The sequence below is a fragment of the Cellulomonas sp. P4_H4 genome, from assembly GCF_056400865.1.
On sequence record NZ_JBFUKL010000001.1, the window covers coordinates 795,560 to 809,004 of the forward strand.

Here is a 13,445-nt window from a genome sequence, read left to right on the forward strand (position 1 = left end):
CGTCGCCACCGCTACCGTGGGCCCGTGCGCATCGACCTCCACACCCACTCCACAGCTTCCGACGGCAGGGACTCCCCGGGTGAGGTCGTCGCCGCTGCCGCTGCCGCTGGGCTGGACGTCGTCGCGCTGACCGACCACGACACGACGGTGGGCTGGGACGAGGCCTCCGACTCGGCGCGACGGCACGGCATCGACCTGGTGCTCGGCACCGAGGTGTCGGCCCGCGCGCACGGGATCAGCATCCACCTGCTGTCCTACCTGCAGGACCCCACCGCGACGGCCCTGACCCTCGAGCTCGACAAGACCCGGGACGCGCGCGTCGGCCGCGCCCGGGCGATCGTCGAGCTGCTGGCGGCGGACTACCCGATCACCTGGCAGGACGTGCTGGAGCACTCCCAGGATGCGGAGGTCATCGGCCGTCCCCACATCGCGGACGCGCTGGTCGCGCTGGGGATCGTGCCCGACCGGGACGCCGCGTTCGTCCACCTGCTGCGGGCCGACGGCCGCTACCACGTGCCGCACTACGCGCCCGACGGGGCCGACGCGGTCCGCGCGATCCGTGCCGCGGGTGGCGTGCCGGTGTTCGCGCACCCCGGTGCCGATGCGCGGGGGCAGGTGGTTCCGGACGCCGACTTCGACCGCCTGGCCGCCGCCGGCCTCGCGGGCATCGAGGTCAACCACCGTGACCACAGCCCTGCGCAGCGAGCGCGCCTGACCGGGATCGCCGACCGGCTCGGGCTCCTGGTGACCGGGTCGAGCGACTACCACGGGTCGGGGAAGCTCAACCGGCTCGGGGAGAACCTGACCGACCCCGACGTGCTCTCGGCGATCGAGGACCAGGGCGTGACCGGGGTCGTGCGCGCATGAGCGCCGTGATCGACTGGCAGCTGTTCGGGTCGGTGTTCATCACGCTCTTCGTCATCATGGACCCGCCCGGGACCGTCCCGATCTTCCTCGGGCTGACCGCAGCGATGACGCGCAGCCAGCGCAACCGCGCCGCCCGCCAGGCCGTGCTCGTGGCGCTCGGCGTGATCGTCGCGTTCGCCCTGTTCGGGCAGAAGCTGCTGGACTACCTGCACATCACGCTGCCCGCGCTGCAGGCGTCCGGCGGCCTCCTCCTCCTGCTCGTCGCCATGGAGCTGCTGACGGGCAAGATGGAGGAGCCCAAGCCAGCCGGGGACGGCAAGGTCAACGTGGCGCTGGTGCCGCTCGGGACCCCGCTGCTGGCCGGGCCCGGTGCCATCGTCGCGACCATGGTGTTCGTGCAGCAGTCCGACCAGACCGCGGCCGACTGGGTGGCGATCGCCCTGGGCGTCCTCGCCGTGCACGTGTGCCTCTACCTGGCCATGCGGTTCGCCAACGTGATCCACCGGGTGCTCGGCGACGGCGGCACGATCCTGGTCACCCGGATCGCGGGTCTGCTGCTCGCCGCGATCGCCGTGCAGCTGATCGCGAACGCCGTCGAGGCGTTCATCAAGGCCGCGTAGCCGCTCGCACGACGAACGGGCACGCACCCCGCGAGGGATGCGTGCCCGTCCGGTCTGTGGCTGGGGTCAGGCGTCCGTGGCTGGAGCCGGCGTCGAGGTCGCCTCCGTGCCCGTGCTCGCGCCGCTGCGGGTGCGGCGACGGTTGCGGCTGCGACGTGCCGACGTGCCCGGCTCGCCGCCCGTCGTGGTGCTCGTCGGGCCGCCGGCCGTGGCCTCGGCGCCGGCCGCTCCGGTCGTCGACGTGCCCGCCGGACCGGCCTCTCCACGGCCGCGTCCGCGACCACCGCGGCGGCGACCACGGCTCTCGCCGTCGGTGCCCTCCGACTGGGGTGCGGAGCTGCGCGGAGCCGAGGTGCTGCCCGTGCGCGGACCGCGGTCGCCGCCCGAGCGCGAGTCGGAGCCGGTCGGACGGCTGCCACCGCCACGCTTGCCCGTCTCGCCGAGGTCCTCGAGCTTCTCGGCGCCGAGGCCCTCGCGGGTCTGCTGCGCCTTGGGCAGGCGGCCCTTGGTGCCCTCGGGGATGTCGAGGTCCGTGAACAGGTGCGCCGAGCTGGAGTACGTCTCGACCGGCTCGGGGATGCCCAGGCCGAGTGCCTTGTCGATCAGGCCCCAGCGGGGGATGTCGTCCCAGTCGACGAACGTGACCGCGGTGCCCTTGGCGCCGGCGCGGCCGGTGCGTCCCGTGCGGTGCAGGTAGGTCTTCTCGTCCTCGGGGCACTGGTAGTTGATGACGTGCGTGACGGCCTCGACGTCGATGCCGCGGGCTGCCACGTCCGTGGCGACCAGCACGTCGACCTTGCCGTGCCGGAACGCCCGCAGCGCCTGCTCGCGCGCGCCCTGACCGAGGTCGCCGTGCAGCGCACCGGCGGCGAAGCCGCGCTCGACCAGGTCGTCGGCGACCTTGGCGGCCGTCCTCTTGGTGCGGGCGAACACGATCGTCAGGCCGCGGTCGCGCGACTGCAGGATGCGGGCGAGGAGCTCGACCTTGTCCAGCGCGTGCGCGCGGTAGACGACCTGCTTGATGTTCTTGACGGTCTGGCCGTCGTCGTCCGGGTCAGCCGCGCGGATGTGCGTGGGCTGCGTCATGTACCGGCGCGCCATCGCGACGACGGCGCCCGGCATGGTCGCCGAGAACAGCATCGTGTGGCGGCTCGCGGGGGTCGCGCTCAGGAGCGTCTCGACGTCGGGCAGGAAGCCGAGGTCCAGCATCTCGTCGGCCTCGTCGAGCACGACCGCCTTGACGCGGGACAGGTCGAGGTGACGCTGCTTGAGCAGGTCGATCATGCGGCCCGGCGTGCCGACGACGACGTCGACCCCGCTGTTCAGCGCGGCGATCTGCGGCTCGTACGCACGCCCGCCGTAGACCTGCAGCACGCGGACCGAGCGGCGCGCGCTCATCGTGGCGAGGTCACCGGCCACCTGCACGGCGAGCTCACGGGTGGGGACGACGACGAGCGCCTGCGGCTTGCCCGGCTCGGGCAGCTGGTCGTAGCCCTCCTCGCCGGGGGCGATGACGCGGTGCAGCATCGGGACGCCGAAGCCGAGGGTCTTGCCGGTACCGGTCTTGGCCTGGCCGATGATGTCGTGGCCGGACAGCGCCACGGGCAGGGTCATCGCCTGGATGGGGAACGGGTGCGTGATCCCGGCGTCGGCGAGCGCCTGCACGATCTCGGGGCGCACGTCGAAGTCCGCGAACGAGGCCTCGACGGCCTGCACGGAGGACCAGGTGTTCTTCAGCGGGCGGGACATGGGGGCGGCCAGGGCAGACACCTGCTCCGGCACCTGATCTTCGATCTGGTCGGGCGTGTCGTCGGACGCGGTCGGGTTGATGTCGGTCGTCGTCACCAAGAAGCTCTTCACTGCGAAGGGTGGTGACTCGCGCGCTGTCCGGGTGTTCACGACAGTTCGACAGCATTCGACGGATGTCCGTCGGGTTCGTCGGATCGTTCCCGGGCGACAGCGGAGCTCACCACGCGATGTGGCCGGCAGCCGATCGTGAAAGGCGACTCGCGAGCGTCTTCCGGACGAGCCGGGGCTGAGCGAGGTGGGTCAGAACTCTTGCGAACGAGACGACCGGGCAACCGATGTACACGCCCAGTCTATCCGACGCCTCAGGGGCTGGTCCCGGGACCCGCCGTCGGCTCGCGGTCGCGCTCGTCGACCCGCTGTGCCGCTGCCCTGCGCGCCGCTGCCGGACCGGACTAAGATCCTCGGATGACCACGACCCCCTCGCGACCTGAGAGCGCCGAACGAGCCCCCGGTCTCGGCGACGGGAGCACGGCGCTGGAGCACGACGACGCGGTCGAGCTGCTCGGTCTCGTCGCGCAGCTCGAGCACGTGGCCTTCGGGCGTCTCGCGGCGGACTCAGCGCTCGCGCCGACCATCGAGCAGCGCCTCGAGCTCAGCAGGTTCGCGGCTGGTGCGATCACCCGCCGCGACAAGATCCTGGCACGCATCGCCGAGATCGGTGGCGACCCTGTCGAGGCGGTCCGGCAGTACGACCACGTCCTCGACGACTTCGACGCCCGCACACCGCCGAGCACCTGGTGGGAGCGGCTGCTCAAGGCGTACGTCGGCTACGGCGTCGCCGACGACTTCTGCAGGCTGGCTGCCGAGGGGCTCGACGAAGGGTCGCGTGCGATCGTGCTCGAGGTCCTCGACGACGCCTCGCACGCCGAGCTTGCCGTCGCCGAGCTCGACGCCGCGGGCTCGGTGGACGGTGTGCTCAGCGCTCGGCTCGCGCTCTGGGGTCGTCGGCTGGTCGGCGAGGCGCTCGGTGTGGTGCAGCGGTTGCTCGTGCAGCGGCCCGCGCTGGTCCGGCTCGTCGCGCTCGGTGCCGCTCGGACCCCCGAGGGTGCGTCCGGCGACGCGCCGGGAGCGCCCCCCAAGCTGTTCGGCGAGCTCACCGCGCAGCACACGCGGCGGATGGCGCGGCTGGGCCTCACTGCCTGAACCTGCCTCAAGATGCGAGAGAGCCCCGGACGGTCACCGTCCGGGGCTCTCTCGTTCGCTGCGTCAGAGGGTGCCGAAGCCGACGCGGCCCTTCTGCTCCGAGCCGATCTCGACGTAGCCGAGGCTCGCGACCGGCACGATGACCCGGCGACCGCGCACGTCGGTCAGCTCGAGGGTCGGCCGGCCACTGAGGGCGGCTGCGACGACCGCGCCGATCTCGTCGGGCGTCTGGTCCGACTCGAGGCTGATCTCGCGGGGTGAGTTCTGCACGCCGATGGTGATCTCCACCGTCATCTCTTCCACGTCCCTTACTCAGGCGTTCGCTGCTTCGCCGGCCGGTGGGCCAAGGCGCATCGTCCGATCCTAGGCGTCCTCGTAGACGAAGTCGGGCCGGATCAGCGCCGACACCCCGCCCCAGGCGAGCTGGGTCACCAGCTGGACGGTCCGCTCGGGCGTCACGTCGTCCGGCTTGCGCAGCCGGTGCGTCGCCGCGCCCTCCGCCATCGCGATCATCGAGACCGCCAGCAGGCCCGCGTCCTCGAGCGACAGGGCTGTGACCTCGGACAACACGGTCGTGATCCGCAACGCCGCCTGCGAGGACGCGTGCTCGACCCGGGCGCGCACGTCGGCGTCGTGCGTGACGTCCGACTCGAACAGCAGGACCGAGGCCTCTCCTGCGCTCTCGACGAACATGACGTACGCCTCCACGATCGCGGCGATGACGTCGCGTCCGTCGCCCCGGCGGACAGGTCCCTGCTCGATGCCGGCGACCGCCGCGTCGACGGCGACGAGCAGGTCGGTCCCGCGCAGGTCGACGACGGCGAGGTACAGGTCGAGCTTGGACGGGAAGTGCCGGTACAGCACGGGCTTGCTGACCTCGGCGCGCTCCGCGATGTCGTCCATGGAGACGTGGTGGTAGCCGTCGGTGGAGAAGAGCTCCTGGGCGATCCGGAGCACCTGCGCCCGGCGCTCGTCACGAGCCATCCGCGGGCTGCGCGGACGCGGGGGGGAGCCTTCTGACTCGGCCGTCATCCCGTGATCGTAGCGACGGCATGTGTCAACGATGCGACGATGCGGGTGTGAAGAAGACCGGCGCAGGCCGGAATGCCGACGATGCGGCGCGCGTGCGCCGCCACGCGCGCCCCGCAGGTGTGCCTGCGCGCAGGCGTGCCCTGCTCGGCGTCGCCGTGGTCGTCGGACTCGTCGCGGGAGCGGGCAGTGCGTGGGCGACCTCCGCGGATCCGCGCGTGAGCGGGTTGTTCGGTGGGGAGACGACGCCCGCGACTGCGGCGTCTGAGAGCCCTGGTGACGTGGTGTCCGACGAGGCCGCGCCCGAGGCGGACGCGAAGAAGAGCTCCTCGCTCGAGGATCCGGACCCGGTCGCCGCCCCGTCAGAGGTCGCCGTCCCCGTGGAGCCGGTCCCGGAGGTCGTCGCGCTCCCACCGGGGCTGACGGCCGCCGACGTCGCCTCGGGCCTCCTGTCGGCGGACGTGCCGGAGGTGGCGGGCGGCACGTTCGTCGTCGTGCCGGGCAGCGATCCCGGTCCCGGCACGGGGACCGTCCGGACGGTGCGGGTGGAGGTCGAGGCGGGTCTCGCGGTCGACGGCGCACTGTTCGCCGCGACCGTCATGGCGACGCTGAACGATGCACGCGGCTGGGGCGGCGACGGGTCGACGTCGTTCGCCCGGACCGACGGCGAGGCCGAGCTGCGCGTGCTCCTGGCCTCGCCGAAGACCGTCGACGCGCTGTGCGCGCCGCTGCGGACCAGGGGCGAGGTCTCCTGCGGCCGCGCAGGGCACGCGGCTCTGAACCTGCGTCGCTGGGTCGAGGCGACGCCGGAGTACGCCGCCGACAAGGTGCTCTACCGGCAGTACCTGGTGAACCACGAGGTCGGGCACCTGCTGGGGCACCAGCACGAGAGCTGCGGCGGCGCAGGGCAGATCGCCCCGGTGATGCAGCAGCAGTCGTACCAGGTGGCGCCGTGCCTTCCCAACGCCTGGCCGTTCCCGTAGGCCCGATCGGTCGCTGAGGGCGGGTCCTGCGCAGGCTTGTCGGCGGCCCGTGATGGACTCTTCTGCGTGACCACCGCGACTCCCGCCCTGCGCCTCGTGCGCCCGGCGTTCGCGGACGTCCCGGCCTCCGGCCCGGGCTCGCTGGTGCATCTCGACCCGGACCAGGCGGCAGCCGTCGCGGCGGTCGCACGCGGCACGGAGCAGGCGCTCCTGGTTCTCGGTGCGCCGGGAACGGGCAAGACGACGGTCGCGCTCGAGTCGGTGGTCGCCGCGGTGGAGTCCGGTCTCGACGCGCACGACGTGCTGGTCATCGCGGCGAGCCGACGTTCGGCGGCCGACCTGCGCGACCGGCTCTCGGCGCGGCTGCGCGCCACCTCGGGGCGACCGCTCGTGCAGACCGCCGCGGCGGCGGCGTGCTCGGTCCTGCGGGCGCGCGCCGCTCAGCTCGGCGAGCCGCCCCCCACGCTCGTGTCCGGCGCGGAGCAGGACCTGATGCTCGGTGAGCTGCTCGCAGGGCACACGGCGGGCGACGGCGTCCCGCTCGCGTGGCCCGCGCAGGTGCGCCCCGACGTCCTCGGACTGCGTCCGTTCCGCGACGAGCTGCGCGACCTGTTCATGCGCGCGGCCGAGCGCGGGGTGCGGCCTGCGGGGCTGGCCGAGCTCGGCGAGCGCTTCGGCCGGCCGACGTGGGTGAGCGCCGCGCGCCTGTACGAGGAGTACCTCGACGTCGTGGAGCTGCGCTCCGGCACCCCGGACCTCGGCGCCCGCCTCGACCCCGCGATCGTCGTCGACGAGGCCGCGCAGGCGCTGGCGACCTGGGAGGACGAGGTTCCCGGCGCCGTCCGGCCGGGTTGGCGCCTGGTGATCGTCGACGACCATCAGGAGAGCACCTCGGCGACGGCGCGCTTCGTGCGGGCCCTGGCCGACGACGACGCGCGCGTGGTCCTCCTCGCCGACCCGGACGCCGCCGTGCAGACGTTCCGGGGCGCCGAGCCGGCGCTGGTCGGGCGCGCGGTCGTCACCGGGTCCGGTCCTGGTGAGCTCGGGGCACGCACCACGACGCTGCGCACGGTCTGGCGCCACGACGCCGAGCTGCGCCAGGTCGTCGGCCGGATCACCGAGCGGATCGGCACGGTCGGCGTGGTCCGGCACCGGCACGCGACCGCCGCAGGGCAGACGGGTGACGGGGCGCGCGTGGCGCTGCTTCCGAGCGCCGCGCAGGAGGCCGCGTATATCGCCCACACGCTGCGCACCGCGCACATCGAGCGGGACGTGGCGTGGGCGGACATGGCAGTCATCGCACCGACCGGCGCGCAGGTCACCGCCCTGCGCCGGGCGCTGGCCGGGGCCGCCGTGCCCGTGAGCGTGCTCGGCAGCGACGTCCCGCTGCGCGACGAGCCCGCGGTCGCTCCGCTGCTCGAGGCCATGCGGGTCTGCGTCGGGGCCGCGGTCCTGGACGCGAGCACCACCGCCCGGCTCGCCTGCTCACCGCTGGGCGGTCTGGACGCCGTCGGGCTTCGGCGCGTGCGTCGTGCGCTGCGTGCGCACGAGATCGCCGAGGGGGGTGGCCGGGCCAGCGACGAGCTGCTGGTCGAGGCGTTGAGCGGCGATGCCCCCGAAGCGCTGCCCGTCGCAGCGCGCCCGGTGGTCCGCCTCGCTCGGGTGCTGGCCGCCGGCCGGGCAGCCGCAGAGCGACCGGAGGCGGATGCCCAGACGGTGCTGTGGTCGCTCTGGGACGCGACCGGGCAAGCCGAGTCGTGGCGGCGGTCCGCGCTCGCCGGTGGGACGGCCGGCGAGCGCGCCGACCGCGACCTCGACGCCGTGCTGGCGGTCTTCCGGGCGGCGGAGACGTTCGTGGACCGGATGCCACGCTCGGCGCCGGCAGCGTTCGTCGACTGGCTCCAGGCCCAGGACCTGCCCTCGGACTCGCTGGCGGCGCGTGCCCGGCGGGCCGCTGTCCAGGTGCTCACGCCGGCTGGTGCCGCCGGGCGCGAGTGGGAGGTCGTGGTGGTCGCGGGGGTGCAGGACGGCACATGGCCCGACCTGCGTCTGCGCGACTCCCTGCTCGGAGCGCAGGCGCTCGTCGACATCGTCGCGGGCCGCGCGGTCCCGGGCGGGTCGTCCGATCCCGGCCGAGACGCCGCGGAGGCCCGCCAGGCGGTGCTCGCGGACGAGCTGCGGACGTTCGCCGTGGCGTGCTCCCGCGCCCGCACGTCACTGCTCGTCACCGCGGTCGACGACGTCGACCAGCAGCCGTCCTTGTTCGTGGAGCTCGTCGAGCCGAACGACGAGGACCTCGACCCGCGGCGGACCAGCGCACCCTCGCCGCTCGACCTGCGCGGCCTCGTCGCCGGGCTGCGCGCCCACCTGGAGCAGTCCGCCGCCGACGGCGTCGAGCCCGACCCTCTGGCGGCGCAGACGTTGGCACGACTCGCCGCTGCTGGCGCCGTCGGTGCCGATCCCGAGGAGTGGCTCGGTCTCGCGTCCCCGTCGAGCGACGGCCCGCTGTGGGGACCGGACGAGCGCGTGCCCGTCTCGCCCTCGAAGGTCGAGACGGCGCAGCGGTGCGCGCTGCGCTGGGCCCTCGAGTCCGCGGGCGGAACCGCGTCCGCAAGCGGCCTCCAGAACCTCGGCACCCTGCTGCACGCGATCGCGCAGGAGCACCCGCAGGGCACGCACGCGGAGCTGTCGGCCGCCCTGGACCGCCGGTGGGGCGAGCTCGGCCTGGGCGCGGGCTGGCCGGCGACGGCGACGCGACGACGCGCAGACGCGATGGTGGGCCGGCTCGCCGGCTACCTGCAGTCGTCGGGGGAGCCGCTCCTGGTCGAGGGCGCGTTCACGGTCGAGACCGACAGGGCAACGCTGCGCGGCAGCATCGACCGCATCGAGCGGGCCGACGACGGGGAGGTGCGCGTCGTCGACCTGAAGACGGGTGCGAGCCCGCCGAGCGTGGCCAGGGCCGCCGAGAACCCCCAGCTCGGCGCGTACCAGCTCGCGGTCGACACCGGCGCGTTCGCCGACCTGCCGCCGGGCACCACGAGCGGCGGCGCGCAGCTCGTGTTCCTGGGCACCGGCGCGTCCGCGACGACACGTGTCCAGCCCGCGCTCGGTCCCGAGTCCGACGAGCCGAGCTGGGCTCGTGTGCTGGTCGACCAGGTCGCGGACAAGATGGCCGCCTCGACGTTCGAGGCCACCGCCAACGACCTCTGCGACCGGTGCCCGGTCCGGCGGTCGTGCCCGGTCCGCGGCGAGGGCGCGCAGGTGGTCGCATGAGGCAGGGGACCCCCGAGACGATCCTGTCGGCCACCCAGATCGCGGTCCTCGTCGGTCAGCCCGACCCCACGCCGGAGCAGCGCCGCATCATCGAGGCGCCGCTCGGGCCGTCTCTCGTCGTCGCCGGCGCCGGGTCCGGCAAGACCGAGACGATGGCGGCCCGCGTCGTGTGGCTGCTCGCCAACGGGGTGGTGCTGCCGGACCAGGTGCTCGGCCTGACGTTCACACGCAAGGCCGCCGGTGAGCTGGCCGAGCGCGTGCGCAAGCGACTGCGGACCCTGACCCGGGCAGCGGCGGCGCAGGGGGTCGCGCTCGCAGACGGTGCGTCGGGGGATGCGGCCGACGCGCTCGTCGGCCTGGCTCGCCCGACGATCTCGACGTACAACTCGTACGCCTCCTCGCTGGTCTCGGACCACGCCCTGCGGCTCGGGCTCGACCCGTCCGCGCGCCTGCTCGGCGAGGCCGCCCAGTGGCAGCTGGCCAGCGACGTCGTGGAGGCCTGGAGCGACGATCTCGACACCGACGCGGCGACATCGACCGTCATCGAGGCCGTCCTGACGCTCTCGGGCGCGCTCGACGAGCACCTGCTCGACCCGCGCACGGCCCGTGCGGGCATCGAGGACATCGTCGAGGCGCTGCTGGCCACCCCCGCGGGAACGCCCCCGAAGGCGCCCTACGCCGAGACCAAGAAGCTCGTCCGCTCACTGGGCGAACGCGCCCGCGTGCTGGACCTCGTGGACGAGTACCGACGTCGCAAGCGGGCCTCGGACGCCATCGACTTCGGTGACCAGGTCGCGCTCGCGGCCCGGTTGGCCCTGGACGTCCCGGAGGTCGCCGCAGGGGAGCGCACCCGGTTCCGGGTCGTCCTGCTCGACGAGTACCAGGACACGTCCTACGCGCAGCTCACCCTGCTCGGCGCGCTCTTCGGCGACGGCCACCCCGTGACCGCGGTCGGTGACCCGCACCAGTCGATCTACGGCTGGCGGGGCGCCAGCGCCGGCGGTCTCGAGGGCTTCCCGGCACAGTTCCCGCACGTGCACGCCGACGGGAGCCGGACGCGGGCGGACGTGCACCAGCTGTCGACGTCGTGGCGCAACGACGCACGCATCCTCGCGGCCGCCAACCACGTCGCGGGTCCGCTCCGGGCCGCGAGCACCCGCGTCGAGGTGCCGGTCCTGGGCGCCCGACCGGGTGCGGGCGACGGACGGGTGCACGGCTACGTCGCTGCGACGATCGAGGACGAGGCCGCTGCGGTCGCCTCGTTCGTCGCCGAGCGCTGGCGCCCAGCCGTCAACGGAGCAGGGCGGGTGAGCGCGGCTGTGCTGTGCCGGAAGCGCTCGCAGTTCGAGCCGCTGCGACGTGCGCTGCGTGCTCGCGGTCTGCCCGTCGAGGTCGTCGGGCTCGGTGGTCTGCTCTCCGCGCCGGAGGTCGTGGACCTCGTCGCGGTGCTGCAGGCGGCGCACGACCCGTCTCGAGGAGATGCCTTGATGCGGCTGCTCACGGGTGCCCGAACGGCGCTCGGCGCCGCGGACCTGCACGCCCTCGCGGCCTGGTCCGCCGAGCTGGCCGCACGGCACACCGGTTCGGCACGAGCCCGGCACGACGCGACTTCGGCCGTCGCCTCGACCGAGTCGCCCTCTCCCGGCGCGGATGACCCGGGCGCCGCGCACGAGGTCGTCGTCGAGGCCGACGCCGTCGACGAGCGGAGCATCGTGGACGCGCTCGACGCGATCGGCGAGCTTCCTGCTGCGGGCTGGACCAGCCGCGGCGGGCGGACCCTGAGCGCGACCGGCCGGGCGCGACTCCTCGACCTCGCGAGCCTGCTCCGCGTCGTCCGCTCACACACGTACCTCTCGGTTCCCGAGCTGGTCGCGGAGGCGGAGCGGCTGCTGGGTCTCGACATCGAGGTGGCCGCGCGAGCCGGCACGACACCGGGCCGGGCGCGCGCGCAGCTGGACGCGTTCCGCGACGTGGCCGGCGAGTTCGCCCGGTCGGCCGACCACCCGAACCTCGGCGGGTTCCTGGCCTGGCTGGAGGCTGCCGAGGCGAAGGAGCACGGGCTCGACATGCCCGTGGCCGAGCCGGACCCGGACGCCGTCCAGCTCATCACCGTGCACGCGGCCAAGGGGCTCGAGTGGGACGTCGTCGCCGTCGCGGGACTCGTGGACGGCGGTCTGCCCGCGACCGCGACCCAGGGGAAGGAAGGGCCCAAGGACTCTGCGTGGCTCACCGGGCTGGGCTCGCTGCCCTACCCCTTGCGGGGCGACCGTCACGATCTCCCGGAGCTCGCCTACTCCGGCGCGTCGGACCCGAAGGATCTCGACGAGCGTCGCAAGGACTTCGTGCTGCGCGCGGGCGAGCACCAGGTGGCCGAGGAGCGGCGGCTCGCCTACGTCGCGCTGACACGCGCGCGGACCGACCTCTTCCTCACCGCTGCGTGGTGGGGTGACGGGTCGCGCGCCCGGAAGGTGTCGACGTTCCTCGACGAGCTCGTTGCGGCGGGTCTGGTCGAGCTCGACGCGTGGGACCCGGCACCCGCGGACGGCGAGCAGAACCCGCGGGGTGCCCTGGTGCTCTCGGCAACCTGGCCGGCCGACCCGTTCGCGACCGAGGGTGTCTCCCCGCGCCGCGCGAACGTCGAGGACGCCGCACGGCGGGTACGCGCAGCGATGGACGCGGTCACGGGCGGCGACCCGGCCTCGGCGGACCCCGCTGGTACGGACGGGCACCCCTGGGCGGTGCTGGCGACGCGTCTGCTGGCCGAGCGGGAGCGGGTGCGGACGCCTTCTGCGGAGGTCGAGCTGCCCGCGCACCTGTCGGCGTCGGCTGTCGTCCGGCTCGAGAGCGACCCTGCCGAGTTCGCCCGGCACCTGCGTCGGCCGGTGCCCTCCGAGCCCTCGCCACAGGCGCGTCGCGGCACCCGCTTCCACGCGTGGGTGGAGAGCTGGTACGGCGCGGCCTCGCTGGTCGACGTCGACGCTCTCCCAGGCGCGGACGACGAGTCCTCGGTCGTCGACCTGGACGAAGAGGCGTTGCGCGAGGTGTTCCAGGCCACGGAGTGGGCCAGTCGGTCGCCCATCGCCATCGAGGTCGACGTGGAGACGCCCGTGGACGGCTACGTGCTGCGGTCACGGATCGACGCGGTGTTCGCGGACACGGGGTCCATGGGCCCCGATGCGCCTGGTGTCGACCACGCCCACGTGTCCAGCGCTGGCGGGTCGGACGCGCCTGGTGTCGTCGTCGTCGACTGGAAGACCGGCGCGCCGCCGAAGGACGACGCGACCCGGGCCGCGCGCGAGCTCCAGCTCGCGGTCTACCGGCTCGCGTGGTCGCGCTGGACCGGCATCCCGCTCGAGCGGGTCCGGGCGGCGTTCTGCTACGTCGGCTCCGGGGTCACGGTCTATCCCGAGCGACTGCTCGACGAGGCCGAGATCACGGCGCTGCTGCGGGCTGCGACCACCCGCGAGACCCCTGACGTGGCGCGTGCCGCCAGACCTGCGATGCCCGGGCGGAACCGTGCGGGCCGTCGCGACAACGGTCCGGCGCGCACACGTGTGGGGTGGGAGGGGCGGAAGCCTCGACGCGTCGACGACCAGCCGATGCTCGATCTCGACGGGTCGCGTGATGTGTCGCGCGACGGTTCGCGTGACGGGGCGGTCGACCGCTGAGCACGCTCGCGCGTCGGTCCGGAGGGTCGGTGCAGCCGGAGCCGGGCGCGCCG

General features: G+C 74.1%; 9 protein-coding genes. 6 read left to right on the top strand and 3 right to left on the bottom strand.

Going from position 1 to position 13,445, the window contains the following annotated elements; translation table 11 throughout:
- The first annotated feature begins 24 nt into the window (after nucleotides 1–24).
- Both AC1DPN_RS03985 and AC1DPN_RS03990 read left to right on the top strand, forming a co-directional pair.
- The gene (locus tag AC1DPN_RS03985; RefSeq protein WP_477083400.1) at nucleotides 25–867 is read left to right on the top strand and encodes a PHP domain-containing protein; all 843 of its coding nucleotides are present in this window, start codon (nucleotides 25–27) and stop codon (nucleotides 865–867) included.
- Nucleotides 864–1,487 (top strand): MarC family protein, encoded by a 624-nt coding sequence (locus AC1DPN_RS03990; protein ID WP_477083401.1) that lies wholly within the window; start codon nucleotides 864–866, stop codon nucleotides 1,485–1,487. Before AC1DPN_RS03985 ends, AC1DPN_RS03990 begins: the two co-directional genes overlap by 4 nt.
- 66 nt (nucleotides 1,488–1,553) lie before the next feature.
- Here the strand turns inward: AC1DPN_RS03990 and AC1DPN_RS03995 are convergent, their stop codons facing one another.
- Nucleotides 1,554–3,332 (bottom strand): DEAD/DEAH box helicase, encoded by a 1,779-nt coding sequence (locus tag AC1DPN_RS03995; RefSeq protein ID WP_477083402.1) that lies wholly within the window; start codon nucleotides 3,330–3,332, stop codon nucleotides 1,554–1,556.
- A gap of 369 nt (nucleotides 3,333–3,701) precedes the next feature.
- Between AC1DPN_RS03995 and AC1DPN_RS04000 the strand changes: the two genes are divergently transcribed.
- Nucleotides 3,702–4,439: a ferritin-like fold-containing protein gene (locus AC1DPN_RS04000; protein ID WP_477083403.1), complete on the top strand. Its 738-nt coding sequence runs from the start codon at nucleotides 3,702–3,704 to the stop codon at nucleotides 4,437–4,439.
- A 63-nt stretch (nucleotides 4,440–4,502) separates the two neighbouring features.
- On the opposite strand, the gene AC1DPN_RS04005 is transcribed toward AC1DPN_RS04000, so the two are convergent.
- Nucleotides 4,503–4,733, bottom strand: coding sequence for a DUF3107 domain-containing protein (locus AC1DPN_RS04005; RefSeq protein ID WP_477083404.1), 231 nt, complete (start codon nucleotides 4,731–4,733; stop codon nucleotides 4,503–4,505).
- A 69-nt stretch (nucleotides 4,734–4,802) separates the two neighbouring features.
- Complete coding sequence (locus AC1DPN_RS04010; protein ID WP_477083405.1) at nucleotides 4,803–5,471, bottom strand: TetR/AcrR family transcriptional regulator; 669 nt, start codon at nucleotides 5,469–5,471, stop codon at nucleotides 4,803–4,805.
- A gap of 47 nt (nucleotides 5,472–5,518) precedes the next feature.
- Here AC1DPN_RS04010 and AC1DPN_RS04015 point away from each other — a divergent pair, with 47 nt between their 5' ends.
- From AC1DPN_RS04015 to AC1DPN_RS04025, 3 genes are all read left to right on the top strand, one after another.
- Nucleotides 5,519–6,451: a DUF3152 domain-containing protein gene (locus AC1DPN_RS04015; protein ID WP_477083406.1), complete on the top strand. Its 933-nt coding sequence runs from the start codon at nucleotides 5,519–5,521 to the stop codon at nucleotides 6,449–6,451.
- 66 nt (nucleotides 6,452–6,517) lie between these two features.
- Nucleotides 6,518–9,724: an ATP-dependent helicase gene (locus tag AC1DPN_RS04020; RefSeq protein WP_477083407.1), complete on the top strand. Its 3,207-nt coding sequence runs from the start codon at nucleotides 6,518–6,520 to the stop codon at nucleotides 9,722–9,724.
- Complete coding sequence (locus AC1DPN_RS04025; RefSeq protein ID WP_477083408.1) at nucleotides 9,721–13,392, top strand: UvrD-helicase domain-containing protein; 3,672 nt, start codon at nucleotides 9,721–9,723, stop codon at nucleotides 13,390–13,392. Before AC1DPN_RS04020 ends, AC1DPN_RS04025 begins: the two co-directional genes overlap by 4 nt.
- Nucleotides 13,393–13,445: the final 53 nt, after the last annotated feature.

Coding starts and splice junctions, on each gene's coding strand:
- AC1DPN_RS04005 (WP_477083404.1), bottom strand. CDS start 4,733: ATGACGGTGGAGATCACCATCGGCGTGCAGAACTCACCCCGCGAGATC.
- AC1DPN_RS04025 (WP_477083408.1), top strand. CDS start 9,721: ATGAGGCAGGGGACCCCCGAGACGATCCTGTCGGCCACCCAGATCGCG.
- AC1DPN_RS04000 (WP_477083403.1), top strand. CDS start 3,702: ATGACCACGACCCCCTCGCGACCTGAGAGCGCCGAACGAGCCCCCGGT.
- AC1DPN_RS03990 (WP_477083401.1), top strand. CDS start 864: ATGAGCGCCGTGATCGACTGGCAGCTGTTCGGGTCGGTGTTCATCACG.
- AC1DPN_RS04010 (WP_477083405.1), bottom strand. CDS start 5,471: ATGACGGCCGAGTCAGAAGGCTCCCCCCCGCGTCCGCGCAGCCCGCGG.